Below are 20,802 nucleotides of genomic sequence, written 5' to 3' on the forward strand. Positions count from 1 at the left end.
ATACTCACCCACGATTTTAAATCCTGCCCAATTACCCCAACAGAATCGCAGTTCCGCCGACTAATTGAGACGATTTCGTAGACACGGGGCATATTTTTGAACAATGTCGAGTCAGACCGGAACAGGGCGACTCCCCGACCGACGGAAGAAAGAACGTTTTACCCTTGGACGACATTCGTCCGCTAATGAGCGACTCGGACGGACCGAAACAGGTAGACAGTCCGGACTACCACAGCGAGAACCACACGGCGGCCCAGACCTGCGGGTGGACGGCGAACGCTCTCAGAGGAGAAGGCCGGTGCTACAAGTACGCCTTCTACGGCATCGAGTCCCACCGGTGCATCCAGATGACCCCGGTCGTCAAGTGCAACGAGCGGTGCGTCTTCTGCTGGCGCGACCACGCCGGCCACGCCTACGAACTCGGCGACGTGGAGTGGGACGACCCCGAGGCCGTCGTGGACGCGAGTATCGAGTTGCAGAAGAAACTCCTCTCGGGATTCGGCGGCAACGACGAGGTGCCCCGCGAGGTGTTCGAGGAGTCGATGGAACCCCGCCACGTCGCCATCAGTCTCGACGGCGAGCCAACTCTCTATCCGTATCTGCCCGAACTCATCGACGCCTTCCACGACCGGGACATCACCACCTTCCTCGTGAGCAACGGCACCCGGCCCGAGGTCCTCCGGGAGTGCGACCCGACCCAACTCTACGTCAGCGTGGACGCCCCCGAGCGCCACACCTTCGACGAGGTGGTGAAGGCGATGGAGGACGACGCGTGGGAGAATCTGGTCGAGACGATGGACGTGTTGGCCGAGAAAGACGAGACACGGACGGTCCTCCGGACCACCCTCGTCGGCGGGGAGAACGTCCACCATCCCGAGTGGTACGCGGGATTCTACCAGCGCGCCGACCCCGATTTCGTGGAACTCAAATCCTACATGCACGTCGGCGAGTCGAGAGACCGGGTGGCCCGCGACTCGATGCTCGACCACGAGGACGTCGTGGACTTCGCCGAGGAGATTCGACAGCACATGCCGGACCACAACTACCTGAAGGACGTGCCCGTCTCGCGGGTCGCGCTCCTGTCGAAAACCGACGACACTTGGGTTCCGAAGTTGAACAAGGGAAGCGAGTTCTGGGAGCGAGACCCCGTGACCGGGGACTAACGACCGGCCTACTGGGAACTACTCGTCAGTAGTCAGGGCTTCTCGAACCGACTGGGGGAGGTCAGGGCGCGGTGCTTCTTGATGCCGCTGGATTTTCTCTGACTTTCGGGTATTTTTGTAGAGTGCCTGTGCCGCAGGGACTCCTCGGAGATAGTTGTACTCGTAGAGAACGTCCACGCCGTACTCCGTCAACCCGTAGAATTTCGAGGGTAAATCCCGCTTGTTTTCGCTCGGTTCGTGGCGATACAGGTCAAGGATTCCAGCATCAATGAGCGTGTCGAGTTGATTACGAATTTCGCCCCGAAATTTCGGACTCACGTAATCGAGTTCCGCTAACGACATCAGATGCTCCGGGTGACCGAGTACGAACTGTACGATGAGGTGTCGTGTTTCTTGTGAGAGGAGTCCGAAAATACGACGCTGTTCCTCCGGTAATTGTTTTTTCGACCAGTCGTCAGTCACGAGTTCGATTTAAGCCTGTAGATAGTAGCATATTTCGACTACATTCCGTACCCATTTTTACAATTTCTCCAACTTCTCGGTCTCCTCGCTCTCGACGTTCCCCGTATTCGTCGTCTCGGTCGGTTCGAACAGCAGGACCTCGGCCTCACCTTCGTCGGCGACCGGTCGGTGTTCGACGCCCGCCGGGACGACCAGCATCTCGTCCTCGTTCAATACGGTGTCTTCCCTGTCCCGAAATTCGATTCGGAGTCGCCCCTTCCGGACCAGAAACAGTTCGTCGGCGTCGTCGTGGTGGTGCCAGACGAACTCGCCTTCGAGTTTGGCGAGTTTGACGGCCTGCCCGTTGAGTTCCGCGGCGAGGCGGGGCGACCACTGCTCGTCGAACGATTCGAAGCCCGCATCGAGGTCCACTTTCTCCATGGGCGTTCAGTCGTCGGCGACCGGGATAGGTTTGTGGCCACGCGTCGAACGAAAGGAATAGGTGGCGGCGACCCGGATTTCGATACCCGAGCGGTTCGCCATGTGGCTCGCCCCCAAGCCATTCCAATTCTGAGAACCGTACCGCATCCGTTATGCTTAAACCGCGAGCGACCCGAATGTCAACCATGTCAGCGACACGGCCGCGCGCGGTCGGCTACGACGAACTCGCCGCGCTCAAACTCCTCGCGCTCGACGGCGGATTGGAAGGCGAGGTCAAGGTCTCTTGTTCGGGTCTCGCCGAGCGCCTCGACGCCTCCAACCAGACCGCCTCCCGGCGACTTCAGCGATTGGACGACGCCGGCCTCGTGGAGCGCGAGATGGTCAGCGACGGCCAGTGGGTCTCGATTACCGAGGACGGCGAGTGGTCCCTGAAACGGGAGTACGAGGACTACCGGCGCATCTTCGAGACGCCCGCCGGGGTCGATTTGACGGGCACCGTCACCAGCGGGATGGGCGAGGGACGCCACTACATCTCCCTGCCGGGGTACATGGAGCAGTTCGAGGAGCGACTGGGCTACGAGCCATTCCTCGGCACGCTGAACGTCGAGTTGACCGACGAGAGCCTGCGGGCGCGGTCGGCGATGGAGGCGCTGGACCCCGTGCCAATCGACGGGTGGGAGGACGACGACCGGACCTACGGCCCGGCGGTGTGCTACCCGGCGGTCGTGGAAACGCAGGACGGCGAAGTCTACGAGGAGGCCCACACCATCGCGCCGGAGCGCACCCACCACGACGAGGACCAGTTGGAGGTCATCGCGCCCGAGAAACTCCGCGAGAAGTTGGCGCTCGAAGACGGCGACCACGTGACGGTCCACGTCGAGGAGAACGCATGAGTCAGACTGCCGCGGGCGTCGAGGCCGCAATCGAGGCCTTCCGCGAGGGGTCGCCGGTCCTCGTCCACGACGCCGCCGACCGAGAGGGCGAGACCGACCTGATTTACCCGGCAGGTGCAGTCACGCCGGAGGACGTGTCTCGGATGCGCAACGACGCCGGAGGACTGGTCTGCGTGGCGCTCGCCGACGAGGTGGCCGACGAGTTCGGCCTCCCGTTCTTGGAGGAGGCCCTCGACCACGAGGCGAGTGCCGCCCACGACTTGGGCTACGACGAGCGCTCGTCGTTCTCGCTCCCGGTCAACCACCGCGATACCTACACCGGTATCACCGACGAGGACCGCGCGACGACGATTACGAAGTTGGCCGAGGCCGCTCAGAACCCGGACGAGACCGACTTCGCCGACGAGTTCCGCGCGCCGGGCCACGTGAACGTTCTTCGGGCCGCACCGGGTCTCCTCGGGGACCGCGAGGGCCACACCGAGTTGGGCATCGCGCTGGCCGAGGCCGCCGAGCGAGAGCCAGCAGTCGTGGTCTGCGAGATGCTGGACGACAAGACCGGGGGTGCGCTCTCGCCCGAGGACGCCAAGGCCTACGCCGAGCGCCACGGGTTCCCGTATCTGGAAGGGTCGGCGGTTATTGAGCGACTAGGATAGAGTTGGACTACCCTATAGTTTAAATTTCCACCCTCCACTTAAATTTCAGTATCCCACGGACCAACAAATCAAGGGTGCTTATGAAGGATAGATCATATCCCACTATTAATTCACCTATCGAGTGTAGAAAACATTTTTAATCGATGAGTCATCCGTGAATTCCCTAATATCAAGGGGTGTGATCTTTGGTTCACACCCATGAAGAAAGAAGAAATCAGCTATAGAGACCTTGTAGGTGTTCAAAAACCTCTTTTTCTAACCATCGTAACCTTTAGGGTCTAAAAGAGAATAGAGTAAAATGGACTAGGTATGTCGCCACCACCGAGTCCATGATCAACGTCAATCCACTGGGATAATTGATCTCAGCCGCTTCACTACCGGCTGACCAGCCAGTGGCGGTCGCCTTACCAACGGCCGCGATGACGTTGGAAACCATCATCTTCCGATTTCTACAGCTAATAGAGGTAGTAATCTGGGAATACTCAAAAGAGTTGCAAGTGGTGGAATGAGATTAGCCGCCTATAAAGGCGGTGCCGTTTACCTAATCCGGTTCTCACCTTTGTCAGGGTTCGGCTTATTTTGCTGGGGCCGCGCTACTGCGTAGCCGAGTACCAGGCTCAACCCGCAGATAATCACGCCTGCAGTAGCAACCAGAAGGTTACCACTGAGAAGGCCCGTTCTTATCATCTCTGCGCCAGCCAGAACCCCCATACCAAGGGGGCCGAGAGTAACGTTGGAAACCATCGTCTTCTCGAGTAGACATAGAGGGAACTACCCTCCATGCGCCCTCGTTGTTAGAGGACTCGCGTACCGATAACTTCGTCAAACGTCTTTCTCGTCGAAGAGACGTGCCAAGGCTTCTTCTCATAAACGCTAACACTAAATTCCGTCTTGAAGGTTAAAAGTGTTCGTCAATCCAACTATCCTGTTGTTCCGACATATATTTGAGAACACTTGGGTCTTCCTCGGAGTTACGCTAACATAATTTAGATTTTACATCTCCATTAGGGCTTCGTCGGCGTCGTCCAGATACGCCGCTAAATCCTCGTCCCCGTGAGCCAACGAGAGGTGGTGGCGCTTGTACGGATTCGGCGTGAAGAAGTGACCCCGGTCGCGCATCCCCTGCGCGAACTCCCGAAACCGCTCCTCGTCCAGTCCCGCCACGTCCTCGTAGTCGCGCGGTTCGCCGGTCACGCCGAACTGGAGCGAGAAGATGCTCCGGAACCCGACGACTCGGCCCTCGATACCGTGGTCGTCCAACAGGTCCCGGAGGCCCGCCCGATACCTGTCGCCGAGGTCCGCGAGGAGTTCGGGGACCTCCTCAGACGCCACGATGTCCAGCGTTGCTTTCGCCGCAGAGAGACCGACCGGGTGGCCCGAGTAGGTCCCGCTGATGACGACGCCCGACTCGTTGTCTCCTCCGGCCTGTGCGAGTAACTCGCGCCGCCCGCCCACCGCCGCGACGGGGTAGCCGTTACCCATCGCCTTCGCCACGCAGGTCAGGTCCGGACTCACCCCTAACTCCGACTGCATCCCGCCCGCCGCGTGCCGGAAGGCCGTGATGACTTCATCGAAGATGAGGGGCACGTCGCGCTCGCTGGTTTCGGCGTCGAGGACCGCCACGAACTCGTCTGTCGGGCGCAGACACCCGACCGAGTGGAGGACAGGTTCGAGAATCACACCCGCCAACTCGTCGCCGTGAATTTCCATCGCCTCGCGGAGGGCCTCGGGATTATTGAACGGGACGACGACGGTGTTCTCGACCGCAGACGAGAGCATTCCGTCGGACTCGGCGAAGGGCTTGCGCTCCGGACCGCCGTCTACGTCGCCGAGTGCTTCCGCCGGCGGGTAGACGCTCACGTCCACGTAGTCGTGCCAGCCGTGGTAACACCCCTCGAACTTCAGTAGCTTCTCGTTGCCGGTGTGCGCTCTGGCGAGGCGAATCGCGTGGTAGGTGGCCTCGCTCCCGCTGTTGCAGAAGTTGACCATCTCGACGCTGGGGAGGAGGTCGGCCAGTCGCTCGGCCACCTCGGCTTCGAGTTCGGTGGTTCCGGCCCCGTAGAGGACGCCCCTGTCGATGGTCTCTCGCACCGCGGAATCGACCTCGGGGTGGCCGTGACCGAGGAGTATCGGCCCGAACGCCAGATGGTAGTCGGTTAGCTCCTCGCCTTCGACCGTCGTGAGGGTCGCGCCGTCGGCGGACTCGAAAGCCACGTCGCCACAATCGTAGGCCTGCGCCCGAAGGCCGGTCTGCGCGCCACCGGGGACGACTGCTCTGGCGCGGGAGACGACCTCGGTGTCGGACGAGTCAGTTCTCGGGGCCTCGTCGTCGGGTTGTGGATTAGTCATGTTCGTCGGACCCTGTGAGGTTTTCCCACACCCACGAGTCCGAGGAGCATAATCGTTTTCGCGGCAAAGCGTTCCGGAAATCGGACGGCTACCCCGGTAATCGTCCGTGACGAACCGGGAACACTCTTAACGGAGGCCTCCGTTCGTTTTGGTGTATGAGCTTCGACGAGATGGACGTGGACACGATTTGGATGGACGGCGAGTTCGTCGATTGGGACGAGGCGCAAATCCACGTCCTCACTCACGGCCTGCACTACGGGAGCGGCGTCTTCGAGGGCGTCCGCTGTTACGACACCGAGAACGGCCCCGCCCTCTTTCGGTGGGACGAACACGTAGAGCGGTTCTACGACTCCTGCAAGCCCTACGACCTCGAAATCGACCACGAACCCGACGAGATTACCGAGGCCACCAAGACGCTCATCCGCGAGCAGGACTTGGCCTCGTGTTACGTCCGACCCATCGCGTTCTACGGCTACGAGAGCCTCGGCGTGAGTCCGGGCGACTGCCCGACTCGCACCGCCATCGCGGCGTGGCCGTGGGGCGCGTACCTCGGCGACGAGGCGCTCGAAAACGGCGTCGAAGTCATGGTCTCGTCGTGGCGCAAGCACGCCTCCAGCCAGATTCCGACCAACGCCAAGACCACCGGCCTCTACGTCAACAGCATGCTCGCTGGCGAGGAGGCCCGCCGGAACGGCTTCGCCGAGGCGCTGGTCCTCAACAAGGAGGGCAACGTCGCCGAGGGTCCCGGCGAGAACCTATTCATGGTCAAGGACGGCGAAATCTTCACGCCCGGACTGGCCGAGAGCATCCTCGACGGCATCACCCGCGACGCGGTCATCACCATCGCCGAGGAGATGGGCTACGAGGTCCACGACGAGGCCACCATCTCCCGCGGCGAACTCAACACCGCCGACGAACTGTTCTTCACCGGGTCGGCCGCGGAGGTCACGCCCATCCGGAAGGTGGACAACGTCGAAATCGGAAACGGTGGCCGCGGTCCCGTCACCGAGGAGATTCAGAGTCGCTTCTTCGACATCGTGAACCGGCGCACCGACGACTACGACGAGTGGTTCGAGTACGTCGAGAAATAAGTAGCCCGAAGTAGCAACCGACAACCGGCAACCGCCTTATTTGGGCGGTGGCTTCTGCCGACCGCCTTATTTGGGCGGTGGCCTCTGGCAACCGCCTTACTGGGGCGGCGGCGACTGCGTTTCTTTTTCGTCCTCCACGTCGATAGGGATGCCCGACTCGTTGGTCTCGCCGAATCCGGCGCTGAGGATGCGAGTCAGCGCGTCCTCGACGCTCTCGTCTATCTCCTCGAAGTCTGCAGGGTCAACTTCAACGACGAACCCGGTGGTGATGTTCGGCGCGGTGGGGAGGAACAAGAGTTCGCGGCCGTCCTCGGTCGTCTTGCCGGTTTTGAACGCGGTCATCCGCATGCCGTCCCAGACCTCGACTTTGACGGGGGCCTGCAGGTCGGTAGTGTCCGAGAGCGCCGTCTCGGCCGCCATCTTCGAGGCGTTGTAGACGACCCGGAGGCCGGGGACTTGGTTCATCGCGCCGTCTATCGCACCTTCCACGAGCGACCCGACCGCGGTCCGCATCATGTAGCCGACGCTCAGGACGAGCATCGAGAAGACCACGAGGACCGTCAGCACGCGGAAGTAGGTGGGTGTAATCTCTTGGAGGATTGGGACCCCGGCGATGGCCATATAGAGCCACGCGATGATGTACGCCGAGACGAGGATGGGCAGGATGACGATGAGTCCGCTTGCGATGTCGCGTTTCCACGAGGACATTTGTCGGGAGTATCCGAGCGCAGGTCCATAAACTAGATGCTATCGGTTCGACTGGCGGTGAGAACGTTCGCTGGTCGAGCGAGGCCGAGACTGCGAGAAGTCCGGTCGCGGACGACACCCGCGACTGTTTGGATAGCGATTCGGTGGCCACAGTGTTACCCGGCGCAAATGACCTCACCAGTACCGGCGTAGTAACCGCAACCCCAAGCGAAGAATTCTAGCATGTGTTCACCTCCAGTAGATTGGTAACACCCACCACACATATATCTTTCCAAGCTATATAATTAAAATTACTCCCCGGATGGCCACTACTATCGAGGGAGACGAACCGAGAATGAGTACAAATTCTTTGTGTCAGCGCCCGAGGACCGCCCGGACCGCGAACAGCAGGTTCTCCTTGCGCTCCATCACGCGCCGGTAGAAGTACGAGAGCCACTTGTCACCGTAGGGGACGTACTGCCAGACCTCGTACTCGTCGGCGAGGTCGGTCTGGGCGTCCTCGCGGACCCCCATCAGCATCTGAACCTCGAAGTCGGTCCCGTACTCGTCGTGAAGTTCCTCGGCGTAGGCTATCATCTCGGGGTCGTGACTCCCGACCGCGATACCGCCCTCGAACTCCTCGAACATGAACTGGAGGTACTCCTTGTACGCGGCGTTGACCGCCGACTTCTCCTTGAGCGCGATTTCGGCCGGCGGGTCGTAGGCACCCTTGACGAGTCGGACCTTGCCGGGGAGGTCCGCGAGGCGCTTCAGGTCGTCCTCGGTGCGCTTGAGGTTGGCCTGCACGCAGATGCCGACGCCGCCCTCGTGCTTTTGGGTGAGTTTTTCGAAGATGTCGAGGGTCGCGTCGGTGGTGTCGTGGTCCTCCATGTCTATCCAGACGAACACGTCGCGCTCGGCGGCGGCGTCCGCGATTCGCTCGACGTTCTCGCGGAAGACCTCCTCGCCCACGTCGAGACCGACCTGCGAGGGCTTGACCGAGATGCAGGCGTCGGCGTCGCTGGTCTCGATGTCCTCCAGCAGGCGGATGTAGGCCTCGGCGTCCTCGTCGGCGGGAGCGCGCTCGTGGTAGTGTTCGCCGAGGAGGTTCAGGATGGCCTTCACGTTCCGGTCGTTGAGGTTCCGGGTGTGTTCGAGGGCCTCAGCCGGTGACTCTCCGGCGACGAACTTGCTGGCGATGGGCGGTATCATTGGTCAGGGCTTGCCACCGATGGGTCTTTAACGTGGGCGATTTGCGCCTGACAGTTCCCGACGGCCGCGAACCGCTCGACCGTGGCCGGCGGCAAGGCTTCGAGAAGCGTTCACCACCGAGGTTGGTGTCGATACCGAGCCAATCCCCGAAACCGGACAAAACCCGCCTTCCCGAAACCATCCGGGTTAAAACCCCGCGTCCGGTTAGTGAATCGTATGGGTGTCTTCGAGACTGTCGTAATCGCGCTGTGGGCGATGTTGCCCGCCTACGTCCCGAACAACGCCGCGGTGCTGGCCGGCGGTGGACAGCCTATCGACGGCGGCCGGACGTGGAACGGCGACCGCCTTCTGGGCGACGGCAAGACGTGGCGCGGGACCGCGATGGGGATTCTGGCCGGCGCGGCGCTCGCGCTGGTCCTCAACGCCGTTCGGGGAAGCGTGTCGAACCTCGCGGGCGTCGCCCTGCCGGCGTTTCCGCTGGCGGTCGTGTTCGCGCTCCCCGCCGGAGCGATGCTCGGCGACATCGCGGCGTCGTTCCTCAAGCGCCGGACCGGCCGCCAGCGCGGCGCGGCCTTCCCCGGCGTGGACCAGTTGGACTTCGTGGTGTTCGCCCTCCTGCTTGCGTTCCTCGCCGCTCCCGACTGGTTCGTGGACGTGTTCACCCTCCCGGTGCTGGTCGTCGTGGTCGTCGTCACGCCGCTCTTGCACCTCTCGACCAACGGCATCGCCTTCGCGCTCGGGTTGAAGGACGAACCCTACTGAGACGACCTTTTCCAACGACCTTTTTATTGCGAGAGCAGTCGCCGCTGGCGACTGCGCTCGATAAAAAGCTCGACCAAAAACACCGGAAGACAAACCGCGTCTTCCGAGCAGTCGGTCGCTTTGCTCCCGACAACACGGCGCTCGCTCGTCGCTGGCGCTCCTCGCTCCCGGTGAGTGTCTGGTGCAAACCGCAACCGCCACCGCTCCGCAACCGCACCGCGACAGTTGTCAAAATGCTCCGTAGCTGGCAAATACATTCTCGATTTTATTAGGAATATTTATACTGCTTTAGAAAATTAATAGTTGTCTCTAGTATTGCTTCTAATTGCTCGTCGGTCGCCTGCACGCAGGTGACCAGCGTGGGCCGGGGCGACTTTCGACGCCGACGTGGCTCAGTGCTGACACTCCGACAGTAGCTTTCACTTTGTTACCTACTTCGGAACAGAACCTACTTGTCAGTAGTCGCCGAAGCAGGAGTAACGACCATGGCCTCTACTCAGTCCCGAACCGACGCGCCCGAGGAGAAAAACCCCGAAGCCTGCCCCGTCGTGGAAGCCATCGAGCAAATCGGCTCTCGCTGGCGACTCGTCGTCCTCCACGACCTCCACGGGAGCGAGAAGCGGTTCAACGAACTCGAACGCTCGACCGGCGCGAGTTCCCGGACCCTCTCGCGCGTGCTGGACGACTTGGAGGAGACCGGCCTCGTCAACCGTCGCGTCGAGGACAAGCCAATCGCCACCTACTACAGTCTGACCGAAAAGAGCAGAGACCTCTGCTCGGTGTTCGGCGAACTCGAATCGTGGGCCGACGAGTGGGTCGAGGCCGCGGCGGGCGACGACTGAGGTCGGTCTCGAACCCGGCGAGACCCGCCGCGCCAAACGAAACTGCTTATCACTCCCGCCGCCCCGAAGGTTGGATAATGGCGACCGACGACCTCATCGCGGCGCTCCGGGACGCAAACGCGGTCAAGTACGGCGAGTTCGAACTCTCTCACGGCGGCACCAGCGACTACTACGTGGACAAGTACCTGTTCGAGACGAACCCCGACTGCCTCGAACGCATCGCCGAGGCCTTCGCCGAGAAGGTCGGCGACACCAAACTCGCGGGCGTCGCCCTCGGCGGCGTCCCACTCGTCGCGGTCACGAGCGTCGAGACGGGCAACCCCTACGTCATCGCCCGGAAACAGCAGAAAGACTACGGCACGGCCAACCTCGTGGAGGGCCGACTGGAGGAGGGCGAGGAGGTCGTCGTCCTCGAAGACATCGCCACGACCGGCCAGAGCGCCGCCGACGCGGTGGAGGCCCTTCGGGAAGCGGGCGCGACCGTGAACCGGGTCCTCGTCGTGGTGGACCGCGAGGAGGGTGCGGCCGAGAATCTGGCCGACTACGACGTGGAACTCGACTCCCTGCTTACCGCGACCGAACTCCTCGATGCCGAGTAGACTCCGGAAATAGCGGGACCGGATAGACACATTTGCACAACTCCGTATAACCACGGTTACGTATTTCTGCTGAAATTCTGGCTCCCTGCTATCGAGGTATTCAAGTTCGTGGGGTACATCGAACGCGGATATGAACCGCGCAGAGAAGGCGACCCTGCAGTTACAGGCGGTCGCCGTCCTTCGCATGCTGAAGGAGACGCGAACCTACGACGAGTTGGCCGAGGTCACCGACCTCCCGGCGGGCGACCTGAATCGCTACGTCAACGGCCACGTCCTGCCGAGCGTGGACCGTGCCGAGAACATCGTCGGCGGCGTCGGCCGCGACGAACTCGCCACCGAACTCGAATCCCGGATTCGGGTGGACGACGAGGGCTACGTGGACAACTCCAGCGTCGTCTTCGACCAGTCGTTCCTCGACCTCGTGGCACCAGTCGCCGCCGAATCCCTCGGGTTCGACCGCCCCGACGTGGTGCTGACCGCCGCGACCGACGGCATCACCCTCGGGTCCGCGATGGCACGGAACTTCGACGCTCGGGTCGCCTACGCCAAGAAATCCAAGGAGACCGCAGTCGAGGAGTTCATCGAATCTCGCCAGCGCCTCCAGTCGGGCATCGAACTCACCTACTACCTGCCCTCGTCGGCCATCGACGCCGGGGAATCGGTGCTGGTCGTGGACGACCTGATTCGCTCGGGCGAGACCCAAGAACTCCTGTTGGACATCGTGGACCGCGCCGACGCCCACGTCGGCGGCGTCTTCGCCCTCATCGCGGCCGGCGACGAGGGACTGGACCGCGCGAAGGGTCGGACCGACGCGCCGGTCGGCGCGCTGACGACGTTCGAGGAGTAACCCGCCGGAGTCTCCCGACCGTTGCGGAGTTCGACGGTCGAATCGAGTAGGCATATCCGTGATGAGTTTTCGATTTTCTCACGGTTTCTCCCGACGATTCGATTCATGTTTGTGCATACATGCTCAGATTCGATGGGAATTCTTAAGTACGCCTCCGAGAGTATGCTTACTCGTCCAACATGGGGATCGAAGACACGAGCGACTCCCGTTCCGAGTCCGGTTCGGCCGGCGCGCTCTCGTCGTATTTCGGCTTCGACGAACACGGCACGGACCTCCGGACCGAAATAGTGGCGGGCCTGACCACCTTCCTGACGATGAGTTACATCGTGGTGGTCAACCCCCAGATTCTCGCACAGGCTATCAACCTACAGGGCTACACCACGAGCCAAACCCAGTCGATGCTCGCCGTCGTGACGCTCATCTCGGCGGCGGTAGCAACGCTGGTGATGGCGTTCTACGCCAACAGACCCTTCGCGCAAGCGCCGGGTCTCGGCCTGAACGCCTTCTTCGCGTTCACCGTCGTCCTCGGGATGGGCGTCGCGTGGCAGACCGCGCTGGCGGCCGTCGTGGTCGAAGGCGTCATCTTCATCGCGCTCACCGCAGTCGGAGCGCGTGAGTACGTCATCCGAATCTTCCCCGAACCGGTGAAACTCGCGGTCGGAACCGGTATCGGTCTCTTTCTGGCAATCATCGGTCTCGAAGCGATGGGCATCATCACGGGCGACGCCGGAACTATCGTGGCGCTGGCCCAAATCGGCCAGAGTCCGGTCGCAATCGTCTCCATCGTCGGTCTGTTCGTCACCTTCGCGCTCTACGCTCGGGGGATTCCGGGGTCCATCATTGTGGGTATCCTGTTCACCTCCGGGCTTGGCTACGGCGCAGAGTGGTTCGGCCTCGTCCCCGCCGGGACGCTGACCCCGAGTTCGACGCAGGCGACGTACAACATCGCTCCTCTCGCGGGAGCCTTCGTCACCGGCCTCGGAAACGTCGAGGCCATCTCGTTCGCCCTCATCGTGTTCACCTTCTTCTTCGTGGACTTCTTCGACACCGCGGGCACCCTGACGGGCGTCTCGCAAATCGCGGGCTTCCTTGACGAGAACGGCGACCTGCCCGACATCGACAAGCCACTGATGGCCGACGCCATCGGAACGACCGTCGGCGGGATGCTCGGAACCTCGACGGTCACGACCTACATCGAGTCGGCCTCGGGCGTCGAGGAGGGCGGCCGAACCGGCATGACCGCGCTAACCGTCGCCTTCCTGTTCGTGGCGGCGCTGGCGTTCATCCCCCTCGCCGCGGCGATTCCGATGTACGCCTCCCACATCGCGCTGGTCGTCATCGGCGTCGTGATGTTCCAGAACGTCGTGGACATCGACTGGAGCGACATCACCAACGTCGTCCCCGCCGGGATGACTATCCTACTGATGCCCTTCGCGTTCTCCATCGCCTACGGCATCGCGGCGGGCATCGTCTCGTACCCCATCGTCAAACTCGCCGCGGGCGAAGTCGAGGACACCCGGCCCGGCCACTGGGCGCTGGCGGCCGCGTTCGTGGTCTACTTCTTCGTCCGGACCAGCGGGATGTTGCAGGGAAGCGTCTAATCGCTCCCGCCTGCGCTGGGACTTCGTTTCGGCTGTGAGTCGTTCTCTCGCTTCGGGAAACAGTTATATCGTTGGCTGTCGATTTTACCTTTCGACAATGAGCGAATACGACGAACCCGAGGCGAGCGACGAGACGATAGCGAAAATCTACTACGCCGACGAGGAGGCCACGCAGGTCGATGCGGCGTTCATCATCGAGGACTGGGACTGGGTGGTCGGATTCGACCAAGTGGCGACCGACGAGTACGATTACGTCTCCATTCCGACCGACAAAGTAATCGGCGTGAAGTCCCCGGAGTACGATTCGTTCTCGCGGAACGGGCGGCGAGTGACCGCCTACGGCGTGGGCGAGGAGGGCGTCGAGGCCTTCGCCGACCGACTTCCGGTGTAGCCCCCCAATTTTAATCGGCTCGGATTCGTGGGCAGTGACATGAATCTCCCCAGTCGCCCGCTTCCCCGCCGGTGGTTGGCCCGCGCTGTGACCGCGTTGGTCGTCCTCGGACTGGTCGCGCCCGCCAGCATCTCCGGAGCGACGTACTTCGCCACCGCCGAGGACCCCACCAACCTCCGGGCCTCGGTGGACGACCCCGCGAACGGCACGACGATAATCTCGATTCAGGGCTTTCACTTTCAGGGGATGGCCAACGCCAACAAGCCCGCGAGACTGGTCGCGGTCGGTCCTCGGGGGAACGTGAAGTGGGTCCACAACGGGTCAGGGTTCGACGCCCGGTGGTTCTACGACGTGGACCCACTGGAGAACCGGAACCTGCTCGTAACCGCGACGACGCCCAACGCCACGCTTGTCTACGAGTTGAACCCCGAGACGCAGGAACGGGTCTGGACCGAGCGCCTGCCCATCCACGACACTCACGACGTGGACCGCATCAACGGCGACCAACTGCTGGTGGCCAACATGCGCGAACCGAACCACGAGGACCGCATCTTCGTCTACAACATGACCACCGACGAGACGGTCTGGGAGTGGGAGTTTCGTGACCACGGCTACCCCGAGGAGGGCGGCGGGAGGGCCAAGGACTGGACCCACGTCAACGACATCGACAAAATCGGCGCGGGCGAGTATCTGGTCTCTCCTCGGAACTTCGACCAAGTAATCGTGGTCAATCGCTCGACCGGAAACGTCACGATGCAGTTGGGGAGCGACGACGACCACTCGGTGCTGTACGAACAGCACAATCCGACCTACCTCGAAAGCGAGAACGGGACGCCGACGGTGCTGGTCGCCGACAGCGAGAACGACCGCCTCGTGGAGTACGCCAAGACGGGGACCGGCACCGAAAACGGGTGGACCCGGACGTGGACCATCGGCACGCAGGGCCTCAACTGGCCGCGAGACGCCGACAGACTCCCGAACGGTAACACGATGGTCGTGGACACGATGCACCACCGCGTCTTCGAGGTCACACCTGAGGGAGAGGTCGTCTGGGAGTTCCACGCGCCGTGGGCACCCTACGACGTGGAGCGCATCACCTACGGCGACGAACCCGACGGGCCGACCATGCAGGACCTCGGCAAAACAGGAAGCTACAACCTCAGCGGGAGCGGTCTGCAGGTGCAGGGCAGAGACACCAAGACGGTCTCGTTCTGGGTGGCCGAGACCTTCGAGGGAACGCCGATTTCCGCGCAGGCCGACCACCTCGCCCGCCTCTGGGCGCACGTCACGCCGTGGATTCGCCCCATCTGGATGACGAGTTGGGAGTTCCTCGGCGCGGTTCTGGCGGGCGGCGTGGTAGCGGCGTGGGGTCTCGGCGAGGTAATCTACCAGCGTCACCGGATTCGAGCGACCGTCTCGGAACTCGTGCGACGGGTACGGCGACCGGTGGAATGAACGCCAGTGCAAGCGGCCGACGGTGGGTATCGAAACGAGGGCGCTCCCGTTGTTCGTTCTCCTCGGCGCGCGAGCAACGCGCGAGGGACGAGTGACCGGCCGAACGAAGTGAGGGCGTGAACGAGGAGGCTGGGGAGGCGTGAGGTCCCCGGTTGCGGGACGCGAGCAGTCCGAGTGGAACGAGATTACGAAGAAACAACAAAATATTCTTTTAATATATATTATTATGTCTTTAGCAAACGTATTTACGTCTCTCGGCTCCGTCTTAGGTCCCGTCACGCGCTTCCGAGACCACCACGTTCTTCCCGGCAAAGCCCCTACGGACGGACATGGCGAACCTTGAATTGTACGACCTGCCGGGGTGTCCGTTCTGCGCGAAAGTCAGAGACAAACTCGACGAGTTGGGTCTCGACTACGAACGTCACGAGGTGCCCTCCTCGCACTCCCAGCGCACCGAAGTCGAGGAGGTCAGCGGTCAGACCGGCGTGCCCGTGCTGGTAGATACGGACAACGGCGTCGAAGGGATGCCCGAGAGCGACGACATCGTGGAGTATCTCGAAGAAACCTACGGCGACGGCGCGGCGTAATCGTCATCGCACCACCGGCGCGAACCGCACGGCGAGACGCGCTTTTTTAGGCGGTATCCGAGTCATCACGGAGTCGCATCTGTTCGGATGGCGTAGCACACAAAATTGAGGGGACGATTCAGGCCGGTTTCTCGCCGCGCTCTCGAATCAGGTCCCGCAGTTCGTCGGGGTCGTCGATGTCCTCTAGCTCCTCGCGTTCCACGATACCCGTCCCATCGACGCTCTCGCGCTTGGCCTCGTCAACGAAGTAGACCGAGCGCGTCCGGGCGACCTGCCCGATAGAGGACATAATCCGAGCGCGCTTCTCGGCGGCCTTGGTGAACGCCGAGTGGCCCGTCAGGACGTTCTGCTCGCTCCCGCTGTCCTCGCTGACCGTCTTGAACGGTGCCCGAACCGTCGGGTGGACCTCGAAACCGGCACGGGTGAGGACGGTGACGATGCGCTCGTCGTCGTCGTCCTCGGGTTCGGGGTCCTCGGGCGTGGGTTCGCCCTCTCGAACCTCGTCGGCACCGTCGAGGACATCCACGGGGCTAGTGAGGTCGCCCTCGAACAGGTCTTGGAGTTCGAGCGCGACATCGACGCTGGCGTTCATGCCGTCCTCGTACTTCGAGACGGTGCGCCGCGAGACGCCCAACTCGTTGGCGAGTCTGCCGAGACTCCAGTCGCGGTCCTCGCGCTCGTCGCGCAGAACGTCGCCGTCGATGTTGACGTAGAGGCCGCCGGGCGCGGCGTAGACCAGCGGGGCCATGCCTTCCACGAACAGTTCCATCGCGGTATCGGGACTCAGGACGGGGACACCGTGCCGGAAGTAGACGACCCCCGGCTCCAGCTCCTCGTCGCGGGTCCGGAGGCCGACGACGATGGGCGTCGCGCTGAGGTACTCGCCGAGTCGGCGCATCTCCAGACCCGTCGCGTCGTCGAATGCGTCTACGTTCGCCAAAACCTTCAGCAAGAGCAGGTCGCGTCCGCGCCGGGCGGCCACGTCGAAGCTCTTGGGTCGAATTGCGCACCGGTCGCTAACGGCGAATCCCGCATCCTCAAGCATTGCGGTCACGTTCCCGACCAGTGCAGACCGGGACATATCCGCATGTAAGTGATTCCCCTATATATGCATTGTGCTGGCCGTATCCCGGCGTCTGCTTGCGATTCGCCGGAACGCGAGCGGTAGCTTGATAATGATAGACGGGTGCGCTCCGAAAGTCGTTAATCCGACACGCACCAACTCGGAGGCGTGACGGTACTCGGCGTGGACGACACCGACTCGCGGGAGCGAGGGATGTGTACGACCTACCTCACAGCCAGAATCGCCGACCGGATGGCCGAGGAGGCCACCGTCGAGCGACTGCTCCTCGTGCGACTCAACCCGGCGGTCGAACACAAGACCCGAGGCAACGCCGCGCTCGCGGTCCACACCGACGCCGACCCCGAGAGGACCTTCGAAATCGCCCGCGAGGAGATTTCCGCGGTCGCCGAGACCGACGACCCCCGGACCAACCCCGGACTGGTCGTCGCGCCGGGCGACCCCGAGGACGTGCCCGAATCGGTCGCCGAGTTCGCCCGCGAGGCCGTCAGAGACCTCCACTCGGTCGAGGACGCCGAGGCAATCATCGAGGACGCCGGCTATCGGAGCGCAGGGTGGAAGATGGGCAGGGGAAAAATCGGCGCGCTGGCGGCGGTCGGCGCGTGGAGCGCATTTGGCGGGCAAGCGGCGGTCGGCAAGAGCGAAGCGGTCGCCGGGGACGACTCCTGCGGGGTCGTCCCTGCCGACTGGACCTACGAGTGCATCTCCTACCGGGAACCCGAGCGCGTCGGCACGCCCCGCGAGGTAGACGCCGAATCGGTCTTCGAGGCCGCGAACGCCGCCTATCCCGAGGCGTGGGACACCGTGGACCGCGAAACGGGGGAACTGGTCTGCGTCCCGCACACCCCCGGTCCGATTCTCCACGGCGTCCGGGGCGACGACCCCGAAGTGGTCAGACGGGTCGCCGAGGCCATCGAGAGCGAACCGGTCGAGCGCCGGGTCGTCTTCGTGACGAATCAGGGCACCGACGCCCACCTCCGAGATGGACTCCTCGCCGAGGTCGAGGACGGCCGGGCCTACCGCGTCACCGGAACAGTCGCCGAGGAGCCAGAAAATCGACGCGGCGGACACGTCTTCTTCTCGCTGGAAGACGCAGGCGAGCGGTTACAGTGCGCCGCCTTCGAACCAACCAAGCGGTTCCGCGACCGGGTGCGGGACCTCCGGGTCGGCGACCGCATCACGGCCTGCGGCGAGGTGTCGGATGGGACCCTGAAACTCGAAAAGTTCGCAGTGCGTGACCTGAACAGGACCGAACTCGTCACGCCCGACTGTCCCGACTGCGGCCGGTCGATGGAGAGCGCCGGAGCAAATCAGGGGTATCGGTGCCGGGACTGCAAGACGAGCGCGCCGGGGAAAGTCGAGCGGACAGTCGAGCGCGAGGTAGAAATCGGGTGGTACGAGGTCCCGCCGGAGGCCCGCAGGCACATCGCCAAACCGCTGATTCGTGGCGGGTTCGACGCGCCGATTCACCCGGAGAAGTAAACGGGAGTGCGGAGCGGCAGAACTCGACAGAGAAATATATAGATTTCTTTAGAAACTGTTCTAGTTTCTTTGGGAACGAATAAGTTGCCTTTCAGCAGATAAATTGCCTTCCAGCAGGACTCAGGACTTCAGTCCGCTTCCGGTCAGCGGAACCACCACGTCGTCCTCGTCGTCCAGCACCCCGCGCTCGCGGAACTCCGCGAGCGCGGCAGGGGCGACGGCGCAGGTCGGTTCCGTATAGAATCCGCCGCGGTGGAGGCGGTCGAGGGCCTCCTCGACCGGTTCCGAATCGAGCGCGATAGCGTCGCCGCCGGTCTCCTCGATGGCGTCGAGAATCTGGTCCTTCCGAGCGGGGTCGAGAATCTGGATGCCGTCTGCGACCGAATTGTCGCCCGCGGCGGCCTCGTTGCCGTGCAGTTCGTCGGCGATAGGCGCGTACCCGGCGGCCTGCGCCCCGAGGAGCCTCGGCATCTCGTCGGTCCACCCGGCCTCCTTCAGCGCGCGGAATCCGCGGTAGGCCCCGAGGAAAAGCGTACCGTGACCGAGCGGCGTCACCACGGCGTCGGGGACTTCCCAGTCGCGCTGGGCCGCGACTTCGAAGGCGAAGGTCGAAGTGCCAGCGAAGAACGCGGGGTTCCACGCGTGACTGGCGTACCACCCGGCCTCGTCGTCGGACTCGACGGCCTCGATGCAGGCGTCGGTCACGTCCTGCCGAGTGCCCTCGACGCGAATCGGATTCGCGCCGACGCGCTCGATTGCCGCGAGTTTGGACGCTTTGGCGTCTGCCGGGACGTAGATGTCGGCGTCGATTCCGGCGCGAGCGGCGTACTGGGCGATGGCCGCGCCAGCGTTGCCCGACGAGTCCTCGACAACCTTCTCGACGCCCAACTCGTCTGCGCGGGAGAGGGTCGCCGTCGCGCCGCGGTCCTTGAAACTCCCCGAGGGGAAGACGTATTCGAGTTTGAACTCGACGGTTCCGGTCCAGTCGGCGTCAAGGGTATCGGGGTCAGGTTCTTGCAGGGGCGTGAACCCCTCGCCGAGCGTGACCTCGGGGGAGATAGGGAGGAAGTCCTCGAAGGCCCACAGGCCAGCGCGAGTGTCGAGTGCCGCGAACTCCGGCGCGGGGTGGTCGGGAATCGGTCGGTCGGCGAATTCGAGCGGATGGCCGCAGTCGCATCGCCACGGTTCGTCCGGTCCGGCGTCGTAGGTCCGGTCGCAATCCGGGCAGGTCAGGTCGGAGGGAGGAGCGTCCGCAGACATCGCTCAGAACTCGTCCACGTTGGTTCCGACCGAGCAGACGTACTCGCCGGTCGCAACTTGGGGCAGTCGCCGCGAGCGCCAGAAGACGCCGTGGTCGTCGGCCGTGACTTCGGCCTTCAACTTCCCGAAGGGGTCGGTGACCTCGAATATCACGTCGCCGGCCTCCACCACGTCGCCGAGGTCCTTGCGGAACCGGACGAGGCCGCCCGAGGGCGACCCGTAGCGGTCGAACCCGGTGGCCCGGACTTGGGCGTCGAGCGTGACCTCGCCGTCGAGGAAGCCGTAGTAGCGCAGGACGTTGAACAGGCCCGAGACGCCGTATTGGATGCTCTCCTCGTCCCACCCGACGCATCCGCCGAGTTCGGGGTCGATGGTCGGGATGCCCTCGTCGGGTCCGGCGCGGGCGAGTTGGCCGTCCGGTCCCTTCTGGTCCAAGATGTGGCCGCATCCGAACACCTTGGCGAGTTCCATGCACTCGTCGTGGAGTCGGTGGCGCTGGCCGCACCTGACCCGGACCTCGTTGAGCATCTGGCTGGTCGAGCCTTGATGCAGGTCCAAAATCAGGTCGGCCCGCGAGGCCGCCTCGAAGGTGGCCGCCGCGATGCGCTCGCTTGAGGTCCCCGACTCGTCGCCGGGGTAGGTGCGATTCATCTTGGTGTCGTCGATGGGGTTGCGGTGTTCGGCCACCTGAAAGGCGTGGTAGTTGACGATGCCGACCACGAGAATCGTGCCCGAGAGCCGGTGGGGGTCGATTTGGGGAATGGCACGCTGGAGGACCCCGAGACCGTTCAGTTCGTCGCCGTCGCTGACCGCCTGTACGTACAGCGTCGGGCCGTCGTCCGCGCCGTTGATGACCGCGACCGGCAGACCGAAGTCGCCGCCGTCGCGCGTTTCGCCGACCTGCAACCGCCCGGTGTCCATCTCTCCGGGCGCAGAACTCGCCGTTCCGAGCGTCTTCATTACCC

The 20,802-nt window shown here is 63.1% G+C and carries 21 protein-coding genes; 13 read left to right on the forward strand and 8 right to left on the reverse strand.

Annotated features, from left to right (window positions below):
• Positions 1-185: 185 nt before the first annotated feature.
• Positions 186-1,163, forward strand: a complete 978-nt coding sequence (gene twy1 / locus P2T57_RS12005; RefSeq protein ID WP_276299454.1) for a 4-demethylwyosine synthase TYW1 — start codon at positions 186-188, stop codon at positions 1,161-1,163.
• Between the two features lie 18 nt (positions 1,164-1,181).
• Here twy1 and P2T57_RS12010 read toward each other — a convergent pair whose 3' ends face one another.
• Together P2T57_RS12010 and P2T57_RS12015 are read right to left on the reverse strand one after the other, a co-directional pair.
• Positions 1,182-1,625: an ArsR family transcriptional regulator gene (locus P2T57_RS12010; RefSeq protein WP_276299455.1), complete on the reverse strand. Its 444-nt coding sequence runs from the start codon at positions 1,623-1,625 to the stop codon at positions 1,182-1,184.
• A 57-nt stretch (positions 1,626-1,682) separates the two neighbouring features.
• The gene (locus P2T57_RS12015) at positions 1,683-2,045 is read right to left on the reverse strand and encodes a cupin domain-containing protein (protein ID WP_276299456.1); all 363 of its coding nucleotides are present in this window, start codon (positions 2,043-2,045) and stop codon (positions 1,683-1,685) included.
• Between the two features lie 185 nt (positions 2,046-2,230).
• Here P2T57_RS12015 and P2T57_RS12020 point away from each other — a divergent pair, with 185 nt between their 5' ends.
• Together P2T57_RS12020 and ribB are read left to right on the forward strand one after the other, a co-directional pair.
• On the forward strand, positions 2,231-2,938 hold the full coding sequence (locus P2T57_RS12020) for a CTP-dependent riboflavin kinase (RefSeq protein ID WP_276299457.1): 708 nt from the start codon (positions 2,231-2,233) through the stop codon (positions 2,936-2,938).
• A complete protein-coding gene (gene ribB / locus P2T57_RS12025) occupies positions 2,935-3,591 on the forward strand; it encodes a 3,4-dihydroxy-2-butanone-4-phosphate synthase (RefSeq protein ID WP_276299458.1) in 657 nt (218 codons plus the stop codon). Before P2T57_RS12020 ends, ribB begins: the two co-directional genes overlap by 4 nt.
• Positions 3,592-4,584: 993 nt before the next feature.
• Here ribB and P2T57_RS12030 read toward each other — a convergent pair.
• A complete protein-coding gene (locus tag P2T57_RS12030) occupies positions 4,585-5,940 on the reverse strand; it encodes an aspartate aminotransferase family protein (protein WP_276299459.1) in 1,356 nt (451 codons plus the stop codon).
• 155 nt (positions 5,941-6,095) lie between these two features.
• Here P2T57_RS12030 and P2T57_RS12035 point away from each other — a divergent pair, with 155 nt between their 5' ends.
• Complete coding sequence (locus P2T57_RS12035; protein WP_276299460.1) at positions 6,096-7,031, forward strand: branched-chain amino acid transaminase; 936 nt, start codon at positions 6,096-6,098, stop codon at positions 7,029-7,031.
• A gap of 96 nt (positions 7,032-7,127) precedes the next feature.
• On the opposite strand, the gene P2T57_RS12040 is transcribed toward P2T57_RS12035, so the two are convergent.
• Entirely contained in the window at positions 7,128-7,739 is a 612-nt protein-coding gene (locus tag P2T57_RS12040; protein WP_276299461.1) for a DUF502 domain-containing protein, read from the reverse strand.
• Between the two features lie 354 nt (positions 7,740-8,093).
• Positions 8,094-8,930, reverse strand: coding sequence for a proline dehydrogenase family protein (locus tag P2T57_RS12045; RefSeq protein ID WP_276299462.1), 837 nt, complete (start codon positions 8,928-8,930; stop codon positions 8,094-8,096).
• A gap of 216 nt (positions 8,931-9,146) precedes the next feature.
• Here P2T57_RS12045 and P2T57_RS12050 point away from each other — a divergent pair, with 216 nt between their 5' ends.
• The 8 genes from P2T57_RS12050 (at position 9,147) to P2T57_RS12085 (ending at position 16,014) form a co-directional block, all read left to right on the forward strand.
• On the forward strand, positions 9,147-9,692 hold the full coding sequence (locus P2T57_RS12050) for a CDP-2,3-bis-(O-geranylgeranyl)-sn-glycerol synthase (protein WP_276299463.1): 546 nt from the start codon (positions 9,147-9,149) through the stop codon (positions 9,690-9,692).
• Positions 9,693-10,177: 485 nt separating this feature from the next.
• Entirely contained in the window at positions 10,178-10,534 is a 357-nt protein-coding gene (locus P2T57_RS12055; protein ID WP_276299464.1) for a winged helix-turn-helix transcriptional regulator, read from the forward strand.
• A 77-nt stretch (positions 10,535-10,611) separates the two neighbouring features.
• Positions 10,612-11,133 (forward strand): orotate phosphoribosyltransferase, encoded by a 522-nt coding sequence (gene pyrE / locus P2T57_RS12060; protein WP_276299465.1) that lies wholly within the window; start codon positions 10,612-10,614, stop codon positions 11,131-11,133.
• 130 nt (positions 11,134-11,263) lie between these two features.
• Entirely contained in the window at positions 11,264-11,980 is a 717-nt protein-coding gene (locus tag P2T57_RS12065; protein WP_276299466.1) for a phosphoribosyltransferase family protein, read from the forward strand.
• A 179-nt stretch (positions 11,981-12,159) separates the two neighbouring features.
• Positions 12,160-13,581: an NCS2 family permease gene (locus P2T57_RS12070; protein WP_276299467.1), complete on the forward strand. Its 1,422-nt coding sequence runs from the start codon at positions 12,160-12,162 to the stop codon at positions 13,579-13,581.
• A 97-nt stretch (positions 13,582-13,678) separates the two neighbouring features.
• The gene (locus P2T57_RS12075) at positions 13,679-13,972 is read left to right on the forward strand and encodes a hypothetical protein (protein ID WP_276299468.1); all 294 of its coding nucleotides are present in this window, start codon (positions 13,679-13,681) and stop codon (positions 13,970-13,972) included.
• Between the two features lie 39 nt (positions 13,973-14,011).
• Positions 14,012-15,427, forward strand: coding sequence for an arylsulfotransferase family protein (locus tag P2T57_RS12080; protein WP_276299469.1), 1,416 nt, complete (start codon positions 14,012-14,014; stop codon positions 15,425-15,427).
• A gap of 329 nt (positions 15,428-15,756) precedes the next feature.
• Complete coding sequence (locus tag P2T57_RS12085) at positions 15,757-16,014, forward strand: glutathione S-transferase N-terminal domain-containing protein (protein WP_276299470.1); 258 nt, start codon at positions 15,757-15,759, stop codon at positions 16,012-16,014.
• A 118-nt stretch (positions 16,015-16,132) separates the two neighbouring features.
• On the opposite strand, the gene P2T57_RS12090 is transcribed toward P2T57_RS12085, so the two are convergent.
• Positions 16,133-17,095, reverse strand: coding sequence for a transcriptional regulator (locus tag P2T57_RS12090; RefSeq protein ID WP_276299471.1), 963 nt, complete (start codon positions 17,093-17,095; stop codon positions 16,133-16,135).
• Positions 17,096-17,245: 150 nt separating this feature from the next.
• On the opposite strand from P2T57_RS12090, the gene P2T57_RS12095 reads away from it, so the two are divergent.
• Entirely contained in the window at positions 17,246-18,577 is a 1,332-nt protein-coding gene (locus tag P2T57_RS12095) for a tRNA(Ile)(2)-agmatinylcytidine synthase (protein WP_276299472.1), read from the forward strand.
• Between the two features lie 120 nt (positions 18,578-18,697).
• On the opposite strand, the gene P2T57_RS12100 is transcribed toward P2T57_RS12095, so the two are convergent.
• Positions 18,698-19,837 carry a pyridoxal-phosphate dependent enzyme gene (locus P2T57_RS12100; protein ID WP_276299473.1) on the reverse strand — a complete coding sequence of 380 codons (1,140 nt, stop codon included), beginning with the start codon at positions 19,835-19,837 and terminating at the stop codon, positions 18,698-18,700.
• Between the two features lie 3 nt (positions 19,838-19,840).
• The gene (locus P2T57_RS12105; RefSeq protein ID WP_276299474.1) at positions 19,841-20,797 is read right to left on the reverse strand and encodes a succinylglutamate desuccinylase/aspartoacylase family protein; all 957 of its coding nucleotides are present in this window, start codon (positions 20,795-20,797) and stop codon (positions 19,841-19,843) included.
• Positions 20,798-20,802 lie beyond the last annotated feature (5 nt).

The organism is Halorussus lipolyticus (assembly GCF_029338375.1).
Lineage (GTDB): Archaea > Halobacteriota > Halobacteria > Halobacteriales > Haladaptataceae > Halorussus > Halorussus lipolyticus.